General features: G+C 68.3%; 15 protein-coding genes and 1 tRNA gene. 4 read left to right on the top strand and 12 right to left on the bottom strand.

Annotation, left to right across the window (positions count from 1 at the left end; all coding sequences use genetic code 11):
• Positions 1 to 20: 20 nt before the first annotated feature.
• Positions 21 to 623: a peroxiredoxin gene (locus tag KBY86_RS00540; protein ID WP_255139750.1), complete on the bottom strand. Its 603-nt coding sequence runs from the start codon at positions 621 to 623 to the stop codon at positions 21 to 23.
• 407 nt (positions 624 to 1,030) lie between these two features.
• Between KBY86_RS00540 and KBY86_RS00535 the strand changes: the two genes are divergently transcribed.
• Positions 1,031 to 1,309, top strand: a complete 279-nt coding sequence (locus tag KBY86_RS00535) for a hypothetical protein (RefSeq protein ID WP_144037006.1) — start codon at positions 1,031 to 1,033, stop codon at positions 1,307 to 1,309.
• A 457-nt stretch (positions 1,310 to 1,766) separates the two neighbouring features.
• Here the strand turns inward: KBY86_RS00535 and KBY86_RS00530 are convergent.
• The 6 genes from KBY86_RS00530 to psb32 all read right to left on the bottom strand — a co-directional run bounded on the left by KBY86_RS00530 (position 1,767) and on the right by psb32 (position 5,944).
• Positions 1,767 to 1,840, bottom strand: a tRNA-Met gene (locus KBY86_RS00530).
• Positions 1,841 to 1,889: 49 nt separating this feature from the next.
• A complete protein-coding gene (locus tag KBY86_RS00525) occupies positions 1,890 to 2,942 on the bottom strand; it encodes a M23 family metallopeptidase (RefSeq protein WP_233132971.1) in 1,053 nt (350 codons plus the stop codon).
• A 142-nt stretch (positions 2,943 to 3,084) separates the two neighbouring features.
• Positions 3,085 to 3,582 (bottom strand): tRNA (cytidine(34)-2'-O)-methyltransferase, encoded by a 498-nt coding sequence (locus KBY86_RS00520; protein ID WP_094512869.1) that lies wholly within the window; start codon positions 3,580 to 3,582, stop codon positions 3,085 to 3,087.
• Positions 3,583 to 3,585: 3 nt separating this feature from the next.
• The gene (cobU, locus tag KBY86_RS00515) at positions 3,586 to 4,140 is read right to left on the bottom strand and encodes a bifunctional adenosylcobinamide kinase/adenosylcobinamide-phosphate guanylyltransferase (RefSeq protein ID WP_255139749.1); all 555 of its coding nucleotides are present in this window, start codon (positions 4,138 to 4,140) and stop codon (positions 3,586 to 3,588) included.
• Complete coding sequence (gene pxcA / locus KBY86_RS00510) at positions 4,127 to 5,269, bottom strand: proton extrusion protein PcxA (protein ID WP_255139747.1); 1,143 nt, start codon at positions 5,267 to 5,269, stop codon at positions 4,127 to 4,129. Before pxcA ends, cobU begins: the two co-directional genes overlap by 14 nt.
• Positions 5,270 to 5,275: 6 nt before the next feature.
• Positions 5,276 to 5,944 (bottom strand): photosystem II repair protein Psb32, encoded by a 669-nt coding sequence (psb32, locus tag KBY86_RS00505; RefSeq protein ID WP_094512866.1) that lies wholly within the window; start codon positions 5,942 to 5,944, stop codon positions 5,276 to 5,278.
• A gap of 98 nt (positions 5,945 to 6,042) precedes the next feature.
• On the opposite strand from psb32, the gene KBY86_RS00500 reads away from it, so the two are divergent.
• Positions 6,043 to 6,705, top strand: a complete 663-nt coding sequence (locus KBY86_RS00500) for a cofactor assembly of complex C subunit B (protein ID WP_158217467.1) — start codon at positions 6,043 to 6,045, stop codon at positions 6,703 to 6,705.
• On the opposite strand, the gene lptC is transcribed toward KBY86_RS00500, so the two are convergent.
• Positions 6,647 to 7,795, bottom strand: a complete 1,149-nt coding sequence (lptC, locus tag KBY86_RS00495) for an LPS export ABC transporter periplasmic protein LptC (RefSeq protein ID WP_255139746.1) — start codon at positions 7,793 to 7,795, stop codon at positions 6,647 to 6,649. The genes KBY86_RS00500 and lptC overlap by 59 nt on opposite strands.
• The gene (locus tag KBY86_RS00490; RefSeq protein ID WP_255139745.1) at positions 7,792 to 9,378 is read right to left on the bottom strand and encodes a methionine--tRNA ligase; all 1,587 of its coding nucleotides are present in this window, start codon (positions 9,376 to 9,378) and stop codon (positions 7,792 to 7,794) included. Before KBY86_RS00490 ends, lptC begins: the two co-directional genes overlap by 4 nt.
• Positions 9,379 to 9,579: 201 nt before the next feature.
• Between KBY86_RS00490 and KBY86_RS00485 the strand changes: the two genes are divergently transcribed.
• Complete coding sequence (locus tag KBY86_RS00485; protein ID WP_255139744.1) at positions 9,580 to 11,388, top strand: FAD-dependent oxidoreductase; 1,809 nt, start codon at positions 9,580 to 9,582, stop codon at positions 11,386 to 11,388.
• Between the two features lie 30 nt (positions 11,389 to 11,418).
• Here KBY86_RS00485 and KBY86_RS00480 read toward each other — a convergent pair whose 3' ends face one another.
• The 3 genes from KBY86_RS00480 to rpmG all read right to left on the bottom strand — a co-directional run bounded on the left by KBY86_RS00480 (position 11,419) and on the right by rpmG (position 13,985).
• A complete protein-coding gene (locus KBY86_RS00480) occupies positions 11,419 to 13,485 on the bottom strand; it encodes an RNB domain-containing ribonuclease (protein ID WP_255139743.1) in 2,067 nt (688 codons plus the stop codon).
• Between the two features lie 7 nt (positions 13,486 to 13,492).
• Positions 13,493 to 13,714 (bottom strand): 30S ribosomal protein S18, encoded by a 222-nt coding sequence (gene rpsR / locus KBY86_RS00475; protein WP_094512863.1) that lies wholly within the window; start codon positions 13,712 to 13,714, stop codon positions 13,493 to 13,495.
• A gap of 76 nt (positions 13,715 to 13,790) precedes the next feature.
• Positions 13,791 to 13,985 (bottom strand): 50S ribosomal protein L33, encoded by a 195-nt coding sequence (gene rpmG / locus KBY86_RS00470; RefSeq protein ID WP_094512862.1) that lies wholly within the window; start codon positions 13,983 to 13,985, stop codon positions 13,791 to 13,793.
• A gap of 109 nt (positions 13,986 to 14,094) precedes the next feature.
• Between rpmG and pheT the strand changes: the two genes are divergently transcribed.
• Positions 14,095 to 16,593: a phenylalanine--tRNA ligase subunit beta gene (gene pheT, locus KBY86_RS00465; protein ID WP_255139742.1), complete on the top strand. Its 2,499-nt coding sequence runs from the start codon at positions 14,095 to 14,097 to the stop codon at positions 16,591 to 16,593.
• Positions 16,594 to 16,605 lie beyond the last annotated feature (12 nt).

Raw genomic sequence — 16,605 nt, 5'->3', positions numbered from 1 at the left:
AGGCGGTGGCAGGGGGTAGCTCAGCCGTGGGCGGCGAAGTACTCCTTGCTGCCGACCGGGTCGGGCTTCATGGTCGCAGCGCCCGGCATCCAGTTGGCGGGGCACACCTCACCGGGATGCCCCTGCACGTGCTGGAAGGCCTTGAGCACGCGCAGGGTTTCCTCCACGCTGCGACCCACCGAGAGATTGTTGATGGTGGCGTGCTGAACGATGCCGTCCGGATCGATCAGGAACAGGCCCCGCAGCGCCACACCGACCTCCTCGTCGAGCACGCCGTAGGCGCGGGCGATCTCCTTCCTGAGATCGGCCACCAGCGGATAGGCGATTTCGCCGACACCACCGTCCTGGCGCGAGGTCTGGATCCAGGCCAGGTGGCTGTACTGGCTGTCGACTGAGACGCCCAGCACCTCAGCGCCAAGTGCGGCGAACTCTGCGTGCCGATCGCTGAAGGCTGTCACCTCCGTGGGGCAGACGAAGGTGAAATCGAGCGGATAGAAAAACAGCACCACATACCGGCCGCGGTACTGCGACAGCTGGATTTCGCTGAAGTCCTGGTCCACCACGGCGGTGGCGGTGAAGTCGGGCGCCTGCTGACCCACGCGCAGGGAGGCGTTGATCGTCATGGCGGAGAGATGCTCAGGGACGGGAAGGTTGGGGAGGCTATGGCCGCCGGCGACAGCATCACGCCGGAAGCCGGAGATTGCAGCTGCGATAGGAGGTGTGCCGCGATGTTCCTGCCGTCTCTATCACTGTATCCAGCGCTGTCTGTCTGCAGCGGCCGTGGCGCGGATCAGCGGCGCTCGCAGCCGATCAGCAGGGGCCTCAGCCAGACGGATCAGGGCAGCCCTTGCCGGCCAAGCGCAGCGGGTCAAGAACTTTTGTCATAAAACACTGGCTGCATGCCTGAATGGGGTCGTTGGCGCGGTAGGCAGGTGAGGTGGCAGGCTGCTTCGTCAGCTCCTGTCCGCAGCACCGAACGCCAGCCTGGAGCGCACCCGGTTTCGGTGGTCCTTTTCTTTTGCCTGCCCTGATGTCCTGGGATCCCGTCCTGCTTCGCAAGTACAACGCCACCGGGCATTTCCGTCTGCTCAGCCAGCTGCGCAGCGAAATCGTCTCCCACCCGATTCAGCGTCCCCAGGCCGATGGCAGCCCGGCACGCCGTGGCCGTGGTTCCTCATCCTCCTCAAGGCGCTCCGGTGCCCGTGGTGGCGCCAGCGAGGCTGCGAACACCACCTCGGATTACGGAGCCGCTTCAGCCAATTCCGCCCCCAGCTTTCGTGAGCGCCTGAACGCCATCGAAATGCGCTGAGATCACGCGGCGATGCGCGATGGTGACTCAGATAGCGAGAGCCTGAATCAGAAAGCGAGACGCTGAGTCAGAAAGCGGCAGGTTGATTCAGGAAGCGAGAGAGACGATCACGTTCACCCCGCATGGAACCCACCCAACATTGATCCCCCGCGGATTGAACGCACCCCACAGTCAATCCACCGCGGATGGAACCAACCCCGGATGGGACCCATCCCGTTTTCATGCGGACCCAACTTGAGTGCTGGCTGATTCGCACGCCCCGGCACGCAGGGCCGGGATTGAGTCATTGGCCGAGCCGTGCAGAGCGCTCAGCAGAGCTCGCCAGCTTCAGGCGCCAACAAAGTCTCGCCAACGTCAGCTGTCAACCCATTGAGGTGACAAGGATGTCAAACCATCAATGTCAAAGAATTGAAGTGCCACCGGATCTACCACTGGGTTGGATCGATTTTCAGGGCAATGGCTCGGGGGAGACTTGAACTCCCGACCTTGGGGTTATGAATCCCACGCTCTAACCAGCTGAGCTACCGAGCCTTGTGTGGAGAGCTTAAACGACGGCCCGACGCCTCCCGTGCGGCGCGTCTCAGGCGCGGCCGGGGAGGAACTCCAGGGGATTCACGGCACCACGGCCGGGAGGATGGATCTCGAAGTGGAGGTGAGGCCCGGTGCTGCGTCCGGTGCTGCCCATCGAGCTGATCACGGTTCCCTGGCCCACCATCTGGCCGACTCTCACCATCAGGCGGCTGTTGTGGGCATAGAGCGACTTGCTGCCGTCGCTGTGCTGGATCTCCACCAGGTAGCCGTAGCCCCCGTCATGCCAGCCGGCAAAGACCACCTGGCCGGAGCGGGCGGCCACAATCGGCGTGCCGACGTTGTTGGCGATGTCGACGCCTTTGTGCATGCGCCCCCAGCGCCAGCCGAAGCCGGAGCTGAACACCCCTCTGGTGGGCCAGATCCAGGTGGCGTCGCCCTGGGTGGGGCCTTGCTCCACCTCTGGACGGCCACCGAAGGAGGGGAGATCCGGCCAGCTGAGCCCGCCGCTGCCCACGGGATTGAGCCCGAGCACCATCCGGGTGCGGCCGGGGGCGGAACGGGCCAGCCGCACCTGGGTACCGGCCACGAGCCGGGCGGCCTCTAGGCCGGGGTTCAGCCGCAGCAGCTCCTGAATCGTGAGGTTGTAGCGCTTGGCGAGCTTCATCAGGCTGTCGCCGAAGCGCACCACTCCGGTGGATTCCAGGGGTGGCAGCTCGGAGAGCGGGGCGGAGCGCCGGATCTGCTCGGGATCGAGGGCGGCCACGCTGCGGGCCCGGTTGGTGTCCCGTCCAGGGATCACCAGCCAGTCGCCCTGGCTGAACCTGTGGTCTTCGGTCACATCATTCATGCGGGCCAGGGGCGTTTCCTGGATGCGCAGCTGCTGAGCGAGCTCATCCAGGGTGACCTCTGCGCGCACCTGGATCCACACCCTGTCGCTGGCCTTGGGGAGCGAGGCGAGCTGCTGGACCGCTTTGGGTTCGGCCGTCAGCCCCAGAGCATCCCCGAAGCCGGCAGACAGCTCATCAACCCCGCTGGAGCGGGAGTCGGCGATGCCAGGGATGGCCGCAGCAGCCACCAGAGAGAGAACCGGGAGGGCTCCCATCAGAGGCAGGATCAGTTGCGAAGGCTTCATGCAAATTCACCCATTGGACAAAACCCGGTGGAGAAGCCGCCACCCCCCGGGTCGCGCCGACAGTAGCGGCCTGAACTCCTTTAGACAACCTGAAGGCCGGAGCGAACGGGGTTCAAGCGTCCCTGGCGGTGCTGGAGATCCCTGTCCCCAACTGGCGAATGGCCTCAAACAACACCACGGCGGCGGCCACGGAGAGGTTGAGGCTGCGCACCCCACCACCGCTGCGCACCGAGCCCGGCATCGGCACGGTGAGCCTGGCATCGGCGGCGGCCAGCACATCCGGCGGCAGGCCGCTCGATTCACGCCCATGCAGCAGCCAGTCGTCGTCTCGGAAGGCGAAGGAGGTGTAGGGCTGGTCCACCTGGCTGCTGAAGGCCACCAGGCGCCCACCGCACCTGCGGCGGTGCTGCTCGAAGCTCACCAGGTTGGCGTGGCGGTGCAGCTGCACCCAGGGCCAATAGTCCAGGCCCGCCCGCTTCAGCTGCCGGTCATCGATCTGGAAGCCCAGCGGTTCGATCAGGTGAAGCTCGCAGCCGGTGGCCGCACAGGTGCGCGCCACATTGCCGGTGTTCGGCGGGATCTCCGGCTCAAACAGCACCACGCGCGGCATGGCTCAGAGCTCCGGCACCGGCCTGCTCAGCCGCAGCAGATCGATCGCCCGCCCGTGCACCACCAGCCAGGCCTCGTTGCAGCGGGGCAGCAGCTCTTGCTGCAGCGCCCCGAGCCGATCCCGGAAGCGCCCGCCGATCGCCGTGGGGGGCACCACACCCCAGCCAGTCTCCTCAGACACGATCAGCGCGGCGGCGCGGCAACGCTGCAACGCCGACAGCAGATGCTGCTGTTCCTGCTCCCAGGCGCCTGTGTCCAGTTCGAGGTGGTGCGCCAGCCAGGTGCCGAGCGAGTCGATCAGCAGCAGTCGCTCAGCGGGCGCCCGCTCCAGCGCGGCGCTGAGCTGCCCTTCCACCTCCCAGGTAGGCCAGTCGGCCGGCCGGCGGCGGCGGTGCAGGGCCAGCCGCTCGCTCCAGTTGGCATCGTCCTCGAGGCGGGGGCCGGTGGCGATGTAGGTGACCGGCCGGCCCGAATGCAGGGCCAGGTGCTCGGCCCAGCGGCTCTTGCCGCTCCGGCTCGGACCGGTCACCAGGGTGAGCATGGCGTCAGCCCCCGCCATTCATGTTGCGCAGCGTGGCCACAGAAGATGGGGACACACGGTTGAGATAGCGGAAAATCCAATACTTGAAGATCGTGGCCAGAATCACCGGGAAGGTGGCGATGAAGAGCATCACGAAGTTCTCTCTCACCGGTAGTCCCAGGTGGGTGGCTACACCATCGAGCAACACAGTCCAGCCTTCCGGGCTGTGAAATCCCACGAAGATGTCGGTAAAAAGAATGATTGCAAAGGCCTTGGCACTGTCGCTCAGGCCATACACTTGTTCGTCCAGAAAGCCGCGCAGCACCCGGATGTCCTCACGGGCCAGCAGGCAGACCAGCCCGAAACTGAGCAGCCCGAAGGCATCGGAGAGCACGTTCTTGATCGCCAGGGTGCTCTGTCCATCCGCTTCTTCCTTCAGTTCGGCGGCGCGGCTGGCCAGGGCCTTGTGCATCGCCGCCGGATCGGGGAGGTCTTCGCCCTTGAGCAGGGCATCGAATTCCAGCTCCGCTTTGTACACACGCAGCTTCTCCACAGCCGCCTCTTCAAGCTGCGGCTTGGGGTAAGTGAGGAAGGGCACGTCGGGCGCGAAGCGATCCACCAAGGGCGAAATCACGAAGGTGCGGCTGGCCTGCTGCATCAGCAGCGGCACCAGCACCAGCAGCAGCAGGATGCGCAGCGACACCAGCGTGGAATCGCGGCGCCGGCGAAAGCCAGCCACCACGGTGGCCTCCGCCTGGGGATCCAGCTGGCGGCGCACCTTCTCCATCAACCCCATCAGGCTGCGGGGCAACAACTCCGGCGAGCGGGTGAGGGTGGAGAGCGGCTTGCGGTTGGAGTAGCGCCCCTCGACTGTTTCAATCAGCTGGAACTGCCGCAGCTCCTGGGGATCGAGTTCGTGGCGGCGGGGCTGGAGTTCCTCCACCACCTGCCGGCACAGCTCCAGTGAACTGCGAAACCGCCGCATCATCTGCGCCTGCACCGACGCCGGCATGCTCAGCTCAAGCTCCGGCCGCACAGGGCGGTCGTTGAAGTATTCGAGCTCAATGTTCTGGATCAGCAGGGCGGCCTCATAGGCGCGCTCCAGATTGCTGCGCAGATCCTTGGTGCGGGCCTTCCCGAAGGTTCCCATCCAGTCGTTCAGACCCATGGGTGCTCAGCGGGAGAAAACCCACCAGGTGAGCATCGGCACCACCGTGCCCACCACCAACAGCACGACGATCCAGGTGAAACCATTGCTGGAGGCCGTTTCCTCCTGGGTGGGGATGTTCGACTCCACTGGCACGATCACCTGCTCCAGCGGCGGGCCAGGGTCTTCGCCGCCTGCCAGCACGGCCGTGATGCGGTCGAGGGCATCGAGTGAGGCCTGTCGGTAGCGTGATCCCAACCGGATTGGAATCGCCATGGTGCGATCGGCGGTGTTGCGCAGCAGGGATTCAGGAAGCTGGTCCAGCAGGGTGTCACTGGCCACCACGGCGGCAGTGTTCGTCTGAGAATCGATCAGCAGGATCAGCTGGGAGGAGTCGTCGCTGGAAGCGGTGGACCAGCGGTCGATCAATTGCTGGCCGAGGGTCTCGAGATCGAGGCCGTAGTCGAGGCGCTGCACCGTGACCAGGCGGGCTTCGATGTGATCGGCCTGCAGCTCCTTGAGCCGGCGTTCCAGCTCCACCGCCGTGGCCCTGCTGAACAGCTCGGCGGGATCGATCAGGTGCTGCTGGGGCAGAGCGGGATAGGCGCTGGCTCCGACGGCCCAGGCCGCCGCTACGGGCAGGAACTGGAGCAGCAACACGGTGATGGCAGCCAGTAGACGCAGCGGCAGACGCAAAGACCGGGCCTCACAGTTGTGATTGTCAGTCTGCCGCCCGCAGGCCCTGCTGTCGCGCCCTGATGTGTCAGCGTTCGTATTCCAATCGCCAGAATCCCATGGCCGGTCTCCCGCCGCCGGCACGGCTCTGCCTGGCTGCCGGAGTGCTCGGCCTGCTGCTCTGCCTGCTCAACCAGCTCACGGCACCCGACCTTTCTCCCGCTCTGGAGCGGGCAGCCGTGCTCGCCAGCCTGATGGCGGTGGGCCTGATGCTGGTGGCCGTGCTATGGACGCGGGCCCTGCCGGCGGCACCGGAGCGGGTGGAGTTGCCCGGGCCCCAGGGGCTGGAACTTGATGAGGCCCTCCCGCCCCTGGCCCGGCAGGAACTCGCCTGGGGCAGCCACATGCTGCTCACCGCCACGCCCGCCGCCAGCGTGCTGCTGTTCTGGCAGGGCCGGGTGGTTCTGCGCCGCGGGGTGCTGGCCGAAGAGCCCTTCTTCCCGGGCGCAATCTGCGAGCGGGCCCGACGGACGGAGCGCTGCGTTTCGCTGGTGGACCTGCGCCTTTATCCCGGCCGCCAGGAGTTCACCGGCCTGCCGCTGGGCACGCCAGCCGTGATCGTGCAACCCATCGGTGCGGTGGGCTGGTTGCTGGTGGGGGGCTGGTCGCCACGATGCTTCTGCCGCGCCGATGAACTGTGGCTGGAGGGCTGGGCTCGCAAGCTCAGAACGACACTGGAGGACGCTTCCGCGCCGGGCCCGGCGCCCGTGGCGGCACCGTGAGCTCGGTGAACACCCGCGCCCCCGGACTGACAAACTCAACGGTGCCGTCTTTGCCCACCTGGCCGCTGAGCGCCTCGCTGCGGGTGATCTGCCGGTTCGCCTCGCGTTCCAGCCGCACGGCCCCCTGGGCCTGAACCTCTTTCGAGGTCCAGTTCCACCGGCAGACGTTGGCCTGCAACCACTCGCCTGGTTGGCGCACATCGCAGCCGGCGGGGATGAAGGCCGTGGTGTCCGCCAGATTCGCTTCCAGTGCCTTGCCGCGCACCGTGAGCTGATCGAAGCGGCCCGTGAAGGGTTCGGCGCTGGAAATCCATTGCTTCTCGAGGTTCCAGCGGGTTCGCCCAGCGGCGATCTCCGTCTTGGCGGCGGGGTCGAGGAACTGCACCGGCGCGATCCCGTCGAACACCTGCTCGCGCGTGTTGCCCTCCAGTGCTGATGCGGTGAGGCGCTGGGCGGGCTTGCCGGGCTGCTGCCTCAGCGCCAGCACCGGCCCGGCCGCCTTCAGATTGCCGCTCGGCGGATACCAGTCGGCTTCGCGGGTGAGCAGGTTGAGGCCCGGCTGGAGCAGACGGGGAGATCCGCGCAGTTCCAACTTGTCTTCGGCGATCAGGAAACGGGCGCGATCCGCCGTCAGGCGGGTGGAGCGGTCGGTGGCAACGGGCCTCCCGCTGATCTCAATCAGGGAGCGGGATGGCGTCCAACGGACGCGATCGCCCGTGATCGTGGCGCCCTGGGGGCCGATCACCACGATGCTCACCTTCCCCTCCAGCTGGATCACCTCGCCGTCGTTGATCACGGTGCCGCTGCCGGCCTGGATGCGGTAGCGCGGCTTGCCGGCCGCATAGATCACACCGCGCGGTTGCCTGGCGGTGGCCACGCGGCGCTGCAGGTCGTAGCGGGCTTCAGGGCTGGTCAGCTCCCAGCTGGGTCGTCCCTTGGCATCCTGCTGGCGGAGGTTGAGGGCGCGGAACACGAACGGCTGCGGTTTGGCCGGCGTTCTGGCGCTGCGCGCACAACCGAACAACGGCACCCCCAGCAGCAGCACCAGCAGCAGAAGGCCGCTGCGGCGTGTGGAGCGGGAAGCGATCAAAGCGCTTCCTCCAGCTCGAGGCGGGCCATCACCGGCGCCGGCTCAGGCAGGGGTGTACCCGCCACTAAGCCACCCCAGCGCAGCCGTTCGCTCCATGGCGGATTGGCGGGGTTGCCGGCGGGGGCCGGCTCAGGCGCACCGCTGAGCACGGGGGCCTGCGCCAGCTGGACCAGCATGCGCCCGGCCAGATCCGGCAGCAAAGGGGCGATCAGCAGGGCCACGATCCGGGCAGCCTCCAGCACGGCGTAGAGATCATCCGCCACTAGCTCCACCCCCTCCTGCCGTTTCATGCGACTCCAGGGGGCCTGCTCGTTGAGGTAGCCGTTGGCGGCCACCGCCAGCTGCAGCGCCGCCTCCGCCCCCGCGCGGAAATCAAGCCGTTCCAGTGCCGCCATCACCCGCTGCGTGGCCTCCGCGCTGGCCAGGGCCAGCGGATGCTGATCGGTGACGGCGCTGCTCACCGGCGGCACAGCCTCGGCGAACCAGCGACGCGCCATGGAGGAGGTGCGGTTGAGCAGGTTGCCGATCGTGTTGGCCAGGTCGTTGTTGACCAGGTCAGTGAAGCGCTGCTGCTGAAAGTCGCCGTCGTCGCCGAAGCCGATGTCCCGCAGCAGATACCAGCGCACCGCATCGGGCCCACAGCGCTCCAGCAAGGTGGCGGGATCCAGCACGTTGCCCAGCGACTTGCCCATCTTCTGCCCTTCACGGGTGAGAAAGCCGTGGCCGAACACCCGCTCGGGCAGCGGCAGGCCAGCCGACAGCAGCATCGCTGGCCAGTAGACGGCATGAAAACGCAGGATGTCCTTGCCGATCACATGCACCGACGCCGGCCAGCCCCGCTGGCTGAGGAGATCGAGATCGGGGGCATCACCCGGCTCCAGCAGGGCGGTGAGGTAGCCCAGCAGCGCATCGAACCACACATAGAACGTCTGCGGTTCATGGCCCGGCACCGGCAGCCCCCAGGGCACGTTCAGGCGGGAGATCGAGAAATCGCGCAGGCCCTGCTGCACGAAGTTCTCCACCTCCTTCTGCCGGCCGGGCGGGGCGATGAAGCCAGGACGGCGGATCAGCTCCTCGATCGGCTGCTGGTAGCGCGAGAGCCGGAAGAAGAGATTGGTTTCATCGCGCCACTCGAGCGGGCGGTGGTGAATGCTGCAGTTGGGTGAATCGGCGCCGGCGGCCTCGTCCTTGAATTCCTCGCAGGCCACGCAGTACCAGCCCTGCTGGCGGCCCTCCACCACGTCGCCGGCGGCCTCGACCCGCCGGAAGAACTGATCCACGAGTTGGCGATGGCGTGGATCGGTGGTGCGGATGAAGCGGTCGTTGCTGATCTCCCACGCCTGCCACAGCTCTCGGTACTGGGCGCTGACGCGGTCGCAGTGGGCCTGGGGGGTGAGCCCGGCCTGCTCGGCGGTGCGTTGGATCTTCAGGCCGTGCTCGTCGCAGCCGGTGATGAAGATCACCCGTTCCCCCTGGAGGCGCTGGAAACGGGCCAGGGCGTCACAGGCCAGGGTCGTGTAAGCGCTGCCGAGGTGCGGCTTGTCGTTGACGTAGTAAAGGGGGGTGGTGAGCGTGTAAGTCATTCGGCGGGGATCAAGGGCTCGCTGGCCCGCCAAAGCGGCCCTGCGCCGGCGACGGATCCTACCGAGCGTCTCTTGGCGCAGGCCTTTCTGCCAGCGGTGCCTCAGCACTTTCGGGCACTCTGACAACCTTTCCCCACCAGCCGCCCTGCCGCCGATGGCCTTGCTTCTGTGTGACCGCCTTCCGCTGCCCGGTTGCCGCTGATGGGCGCCGCAGCGGAACAAGCCCAGGTGGTGGTCTGGGGCGGTGGCAGTGGCGGCGTGGCAGCGGCGCTGCAGGCGGCCCGCGCCGGCGCCGACACCCTGCTGCTCACCCCCGGCGGCTGGCTGGGGGGAATGGTGAGCGCTGCAGGGGTCTGCGCGCCCGACGGCAATGAGCTCACCCCCTGGCAGACCGGTCTCTGGGGGGCGCTGCTGCGGGCCTTGCAGCAGGCGGAAGCCGAAGGGCTCGATCACAACTGGGTGAGCTGCTTCGGTTGGCGGCCGGCCACGGCCGAACGGATCCTGCGCGGCTGGGTGGCGGCAGAACCGCGCCTGCGCTGGTGGCCGTGCTGCACGCTGCGCGGCGTACGGCGCCAGGGACGGCGGGTCACCGCCGTGGAGATCGAGCGGGAGCACGAGCCCCAGTCGATCGCTCTGGAGGTGCTGATCGATGGCAGCGACCGAGGCGATCTGCTGCCCCTGGCGGAGGTGCCGTTCCGCTGCGGCTGGGAACCCCGCGAACAGTGGGGAGAACCCAGCGCTCCGCCACAGCAACAGCTGGAAAACGACGCCTTCTTCCAACGGCAGCCGGTGCAGTCGCCCACCTGGGTGGTGCTGGGCCAGCTCGGGCAGGGCCCCTGCCCCTCCGGCCGGCCGCCGGCCCCACCCTTCGCGCGCTCCACCGAGGCCCACGGCCTGCTGCGCACGCTCACCTATGGGCGCCTGCCGGGCGGGCTGGTGATGCTGAACTGGCCCTTGCACGGCAATGACTGGCACGACGGGCTGGAGCGGGCCTTCAGCGCCGATCCGCAGCAGCAGCAGGCGCTGCAGGCGGAGATGCGGGCCCACAGCCTCGCGTTTGCGGCGGCCCTGGGCGAAGCCAGTGACGGCTGGGTAAAGACGGCGGCGGTGTTCCCGGAGGCGGCGGCAGCGGCGGCCCTGCAGGGCTCCTCGGCCTTGGCGTTGATGCCCTACTGGCGCGAGGGCCGTCGCCTGCACGGTCTGGCCACTGTCACTGAAGGGGATCTGTTGCCCCAGGCCTGCGCCGGCGGCACAGCCGAGGCACGCCTGGCCCCGCTGGCCACAGGCCCAGACGGGACGATCAGCTCCATTGCCGTGGGCAATTACCCCAACGATCACCACTACCCCGGCCCTGACTGGCCCCTGGCCCCGAAGAGCTGCCGTTGGGGCGGACGCTGGAGCGGCACCCCCTTCACGATTCCCTATGGCGCACTGGTGTGCGCCGACCTCGACAACCTGCTGGCCGCCGACAAGTCCTTCAGCACCAGCCACATGGCCAACGGCGCTACCCGGCTGCAGCCGCTGATCCTCAACATCGGCCAGGCGGCGGGAGCGGCGGCGGCGTTGTGCGTGGCCCACGCACTGCTGCCGGCCGAGCTGCCGGTGCGCCAGCTGCAGGAGGCCCTGATCAACGACCCGCAGGCGCCTGCCGGGCCGCTACCGCTCTGGGACACCCCCTGGCATCACCCCGAGTGGCGCCTGCGCCAGCACGCGGCGCTGGCCGCGCCCGAGCGCCTGTCGCCGGGCGGCGAGCTGCTTGGCGCCGCGCCAACGGATCCCGGTGTTGCCCCAGCGGAGCCCCACGAACGCCTGTTCCAGGGCAGCCTGCAGAGCGATGGCAACGGCGGCTTTTTCCTCGACACCGGCAAGCGCCCCTGGCCTGTGATCACGCTCGAACCCGGTCTGCACCACTGGCTGGCCGCTGTTGAGCGACCTCGCACGGTGCAGCTGATCGGCTGCGCCAATCCCTGGGGGCCCTGGCTGCGGGTGTCACGGCTCGTCGCAGACTGACGCCTGCGCTGGCCATCGCCTGAGGCCCCCTCAGCGCGCCTCGAGGCGCAGCAGATCCGACAGCGAATCCACCATCTGCACGTGCACGGTGAGGGTGGTGCCAGGTTCGGCGGCGGCGGGGCAGCGGGCAGCCACGTCCAGCGCCAGCGCTTCGAGATGCACGAGGCCCAGCCGGTCCTGCTCCCGCAGCCAGCGCAGGAACACCCCCTCCAGGCGTTCCTGGGGGTGCTGCTCAAACCACACCTGCTGCCAGTGGCGCTGGTCTTCGCGGCTGATCTGCACCCCCTCCCGCAGCGGCGGATCGAGTTGATCGAGCAGGGCGCCGAGGTCGGTTCCATCCAGGGGCGGCTGGTGCTGCTGATGGGCCGCCAGCTGGCGTTGCACCACCAGATCGGCGTAGCGACGGATCGGTGAGGTGGCCTGCACGTAGGCGCTCAGCCCGAGGCTGAAGTGATGGCAGGGCTGCACACCGGTGACACCTCGGGTGAGGCAGCGGCGCAGGGCCATGTGTCGCACCGGACCAGGGGGCAGGGCCTCCAACTGGGCAGCGGGCGGCAGCTCGGCGCTGGGCTGGCCCCGGTAAGGAAGGGCCAGACCCTCGCTCACGCCATAGGCGGCGATCACGGCGCCGTTGAGGATCATCGCTTCGGCCACCAGCGCCCGGGCCGGGCTCGGGTCGGTGATCTCCACGCTTGTCTGCCCGTCCACCGCGCGGATGCGGCCCTCCGGTTGCTCCATCTGCAGGGCACCCTGGGCCACACGCCAGCTGCGACGGCGCTCCAGCAGGGCGTCGATGCTGGCCAGATCCGGTTCTTCCTTTGGAGCCAGTTCGATCAGGGCATCGCCGTCGGCGTAGGAGAGGCGATAGGTGGGCAGCACCCAGCTGCGCACAATCTCCACGGCAGCCACTGCACCTTCGTCATCCAGCTCGATCGCGGTGCTCCAGGCGGCACAACGGTGACCCTGGCGCAGGCTGAAGGGGCCGGTGGCCAGAGGAAAGGGAAACATCGGCACCACCCGGTCGGCCAGGTAGAGGCTGGAGGCGCGGCGTCGTGCCTCCAGATCCAGGGGCGACTCCGGTGGCACCAGCCGCCCAGGATCGGCGATGTGCACCCACAGACGCTGACGGCCATCGCCCAGCTGCTCCAGGGAGAGGGCGTCGTCGATCTCCAGGGTGTCGGGATCGTCGAGGGTGTAGGTGCGCAGGGTGGTGAGGTCGCGGCGCTGGTCGTCGCCGGGTTGCGGGTCAGCGGCGGCAGCGATCAACCGCTCGGCCTCGGCCAGCAGCTCGGGCACGAAGCCCTGTTCCCACACGGTGCGCTGCAGCGAGGGGAGTGCGTGGGGCTCCCACTGGCCCAGATCCACCAGCAGGCGTCGCACCGCCCCCGGCTCCGCACTGCAGTGGGCGCCGTGCAGGGCCTGGCGCAGGGCCACCGGCAATGGCGTGGTGGTATCCCCGCCGGCCAGGGCCAGCAGGTGGTCGAGCTGGGCACGGGCCTGGGCGTCGAGGCTGCTCGGATCGAGCGGCTGACGTTGCTGCAGCAAGGCTTGCCAGCGCTGTTCGTGCAGCCGGCTCAGGCGTTCGAGGTGACGCTCACGGCGCAGCTGGCGGAGATCCCGCAGCGTGCGGGGCTGAACCGCGCCGTGGCGCCAGCGAAAAAAGTGCTGCTCCTGGTGCTGCAGGACCAACCAGCAGGCGGCTCGAGCCGCCGGTGTGTCGGCAGGGGCCACCAGGGCCACGAGCTCCTCCAGTGGCATGGCCGCAGGAGGTGCGCCATGGGAAGAAGCCCCGGCGGCGGCAGGCGACGCCGGCTCACTGAGCAGCAGCCAAGCGGCGCCGAGATCACGGCTGGAGGGCCGCTGCTGTTGCAGCAGCTCCGCTGTGAGCCCCCAGGGGGGGGCGACCATAGAGGCGGGCGGGTTGAAGGTGCCTGGCAACGACACCAGGGGATCAAGCTCACGCAACGGCACCTGTTGGCGTCTGGCCTCAAAGCCGACCCGCAGGGCCGCTTTGCTGCCGGACAGGGTGTCGATGACGGCAAGCTCAGGCCCCCTGGAGCCGTTCAGACCGACCAGGTCGCCGGGCTGAAACGCCAAGGCGAACTCAGCCCTCGGGGTTCACGAAGGGAAGCAGCGCCAGGATGCGGGCGCGCTTCACGGAATTGGTGAGGTCGCGTTGCTGCTGGGCGGTGAGCCCGGTGAGCCGGCGGGGCAGGATCTTGCCGCGTTCGGTGATGAACTTCTTGAGCAGATCGACGTCTTTGTAGTCGATCGGATCGCCGGGTTTGATGGGCGAAAGACGCTTCTTGAAGAAGGAGCTGGACATGGGGAAGGGCAGAAAGGAAGAAGACGTGGGGAGAGGAAAAGCTGTGGGGCTGGCGGTCATCACCGCCAGCCCTCACTCACTTGATCTCCTTGTGGTTCGTGCTCTTGTTGCAGTGAGGGCAGAACTTCTTCAATTCGAGCCGTTCGGTGGTGTTGCGGCGGTTCTTCTGGGTGGTGTAACGAGACACACCAGGAGACCGCTTGGCGGGGTTGGACCGGCATTCGGTGCACTCAAGAGTGATCACGAGCCGGACGCCCTTGTTCTTTGCCATGGAAGGACGTGCGCCGCTGAAGCGAGGCGAGCTGACAGCTGAACAACATACTCTCCGGCCTGCACCGGGCCGGTCATTAGGATCTCGGCGACTCGACGCCGTGGATTCGATGCAGGTCTCGCTCCAATGGCTGCGGGAGCTGGTGGCCTGCTCCATGCCCGCCGCTGAACTGGCCGAACGTCTATCGATGGCCGGCTTTGAAGTCGATGCGATCGAGGATCTTGCTGCCCGCGCCGCCGGCGTGGTGGTGGGCTTCGTGGAGGAGCGCAGCCCCCATCCCAACGCCGACAAACTCAGCGTCTGCCGGGTGCGTTTCTCGGCCGCTCCAGGCGACGACCTGCTGCAGATCGTCTGCGGCGCCCCCAATGTGCGGGCCGGAATCCATGTGCCCGTGGCGTTGGTGGGCGCCCACCTGCCGGCGGTGGATCTCACCATCAAACCCGCCGAACTGCGTGGCGTGGCCAGCAGCGGCATGATCTGCTCGCTGCGGGAGCTGGGACTGCCCGAAAGCAGCGATGGCATCGCCGTGCTCGACGATTTGCTCAGCGACGTGCCGCCCCTGGGCACCCCGGTGGGACCCAGCCTCGGTCTTGACGATCAGGTGCTGGAGCTGGCGATCACCGCCAACCGCCCCGATGGGCTTTCGATGCAGGGCATCGCCCGCGAGGTGGCGGCCCTCACCGGCGCAGCGCTCACGCTCACAGCGCCGGCTCCGCAGGTCTCCGCCGTGCCGTTGCCGGTGGCGGCTGCTGACGCCGCCGCGATCGAAGCCGGTGGGCTCTACAGCCTCACGGCCATCACCGGCGTGAAGGTCGGGCCTTCGCCGGACTGGCTGCAGCAGCGCCTGGAGCGGGCCGGCCTGCGGGCGATCAACAACGTGGTCGATGTCACCAATCTGGTGATGCTGGAATTTGGCCAGCCCCTGCACGCCTTTGACAGCGAGCGGCTCGCCCTGCTCGGCCCGGCAGGCTCTGCCAGCGCCGATCCCGGCGCCATCGGCGTGCGTCAGGCCGGCGACGGCGAGCCCTTCGAGGCGCTTGATGGCAGCAGCCATCGCCTCACCCCCGAAGCGCTGTTGATCACCTACGCCAACCAGCCGGTGGCCCTGGCGGGGGTGATCGGTGGTAGCAACGCCTCGGTGCACCCCGGCACCGGCGCCATCTGGCTGGAAGCCGCTGTGTTCGCGCCCCAGGCGGTGCGCCGCAGCGCCCGCAGCGTGGGCCTGCGCACCGATGCCAGCCATCGGTTCGAGAAAGGCCTGCCGCGGGAGGTCACCCTGGCGGCGGCGGATCGTGCCGCTGCCCTGCTGGTGGAGCTGGCCGGCGGCGAGATCCAGGGCCGCTGGCTGCACCAGGTGCCTGTGGATCCCCGCCCACCGCTGGCCTTGCGCCGCGATGCCCTGCACCAGCTGCTGGGTCCCGTGCTCGTCGATGGCGTGGCGGACGACCTGGCTGATGAACGCATCACGGCCACCCTGGAGGCCCTGGGCTGCCAGCTGGAGGACAGCGAGGAGGGCTGGTGGGTCACCGTGCCCCCGTCGCGGGCGATGGATCTGCAGCGGGAGGTGGATCTGATCGAGGAGGTGGCCCGGCTCGTGGGTTACGACCATTTCGCCAGCCATCTGCCGGACCCGATCTGCCCTGGCGGTCTGGAGCCTGCCCAGAAGGCCGAGCGTCTGTTGCGCCGTGCCCTTTGCGCTGCCGGACTGCAGGAATGCTGCTCGCTGTCGCTCGGGCCGGCCCAGGCCCCGGTGAGCAGGGGCATTGGGCTGACGACGGCAGAGCGGGTGGCGCTGGCCAATCCTCTTCTGGCGGAATACGGCCACCTGCGTGATTCGCTGATCGACGACCTGCTGCTGGCGGCACGCCGCAACCTGCAGGCCTCACAGCCAGGCTTCTGGGCCTTCGAGATCGGCCATGTGTTCCGTGCCAACGGCGATGCCGCCGACACCGATGTGATCAGCGAGGCAAAGCTGGCGGGGGTGATCTGCGGGGAACGGCGCTCCGAGCTGTGGAGCAGCGCCGGCAAGCCCCGGCCGTTGGGGTACTACGAAGCGCGGGGTGTCCTGCAGCAGGCTCTCGGCCAGTTGTCGCTGACCTGCGACGACCGCCCCCTGCAGGGCCATGCGCTGCTGCACCCGGGCCGGGCGGCGGAGCTGGTGCTCGAAGGCCGCGCGGTGGGCTGGTTTGCACAACTGCACCCGGCCCAGGCCGAAGCCCTCGACCTGCCGGAAGCCACCCATCTGTTTGAGCTCTCGCTGGAGCCGCTGCTGCGCGCGGCCACCCGCAGCAACCGCTGGCAGCCCAGCTTCAGCCCCTATCCCACCGTTCCCGCCTCTGAACGTGACCTGGCCGTGGTGATCCCTGCCAGCGTTACGGCTGCCCAGCTGCTCACGGTGATGCGCAAGGCCGGCCGGCCGTTGCTGGAGTCGGCGGAACTGATCGACCGCTATGCCGGCAGCCAGGTGGCCGAGGGAGCGGCCAGCCAGGCCTTCCGCCTGCGCTACCGCGATGCGCGCCGCACCCTCACCGAAGCGGAGGTGGAGCAGGCCCACGCGGCGGTGCGCCAGGCCGTCGAGAAGCAGTTCGACGCCCAGCTGCGAGCCTGATCCCCAGCAGCG

Origin of the sequence: Synechococcus sp. Lug-A, from assembly GCF_024345655.1 — a bacterium.
Lineage (GTDB): Bacteria > Cyanobacteriota > Cyanobacteriia > PCC-6307 > Cyanobiaceae > MW101C3.
The sequence above is the reverse complement of the archived record's forward strand: the minus strand, read 5'-3'. Positions and strand labels throughout refer to the sequence as shown.

Excerpts from the sequence above, each read along its gene's own strand:
- rpsR (WP_094512863.1), bottom strand. The coding sequence starts at position 13,714 with ATGTCCAGCTCCTTCTTCAAGAAGCGTCTTTCGCCCATCAAACCCGGC.
- KBY86_RS00485 (WP_255139744.1), top strand. The coding sequence starts at position 9,580 with ATGGGCGCCGCAGCGGAACAAGCCCAGGTGGTGGTCTGGGGCGGTGGC.
- KBY86_RS00500 (WP_158217467.1), top strand. The coding sequence starts at position 6,043 with ATGGCCGGTCTCCCGCCGCCGGCACGGCTCTGCCTGGCTGCCGGAGTG.
- pxcA (WP_255139747.1), bottom strand. The coding sequence starts at position 5,269 with ATGGGTCTGAACGACTGGATGGGAACCTTCGGGAAGGCCCGCACCAAG.
- KBY86_RS00490 (WP_255139745.1), bottom strand. The coding sequence starts at position 9,378 with ATGACTTACACGCTCACCACCCCCCTTTACTACGTCAACGACAAGCCG.
- cobU (WP_255139749.1), bottom strand. The coding sequence starts at position 4,140 with ATGGCGGGGGCTGACGCCATGCTCACCCTGGTGACCGGTCCGAGCCGG.
- KBY86_RS00520 (WP_094512869.1), bottom strand. The coding sequence starts at position 3,582 with ATGCCGCGCGTGGTGCTGTTTGAGCCGGAGATCCCGCCGAACACCGGC.
- KBY86_RS00525 (WP_233132971.1), bottom strand. The coding sequence starts at position 2,942 with ATGGGAGCCCTCCCGGTTCTCTCTCTGGTGGCTGCTGCGGCCATCCCT.
- KBY86_RS00535 (WP_144037006.1), top strand. The coding sequence starts at position 1,031 with ATGTCCTGGGATCCCGTCCTGCTTCGCAAGTACAACGCCACCGGGCAT.
- KBY86_RS00540 (WP_255139750.1), bottom strand. The coding sequence starts at position 623 with ATGACGATCAACGCCTCCCTGCGCGTGGGTCAGCAGGCGCCCGACTTC.
- pheT (WP_255139742.1), top strand. The coding sequence starts at position 14,095 with ATGCAGGTCTCGCTCCAATGGCTGCGGGAGCTGGTGGCCTGCTCCATG.
- rpmG (WP_094512862.1), bottom strand. The coding sequence starts at position 13,985 with ATGGCAAAGAACAAGGGCGTCCGGCTCGTGATCACTCTTGAGTGCACC.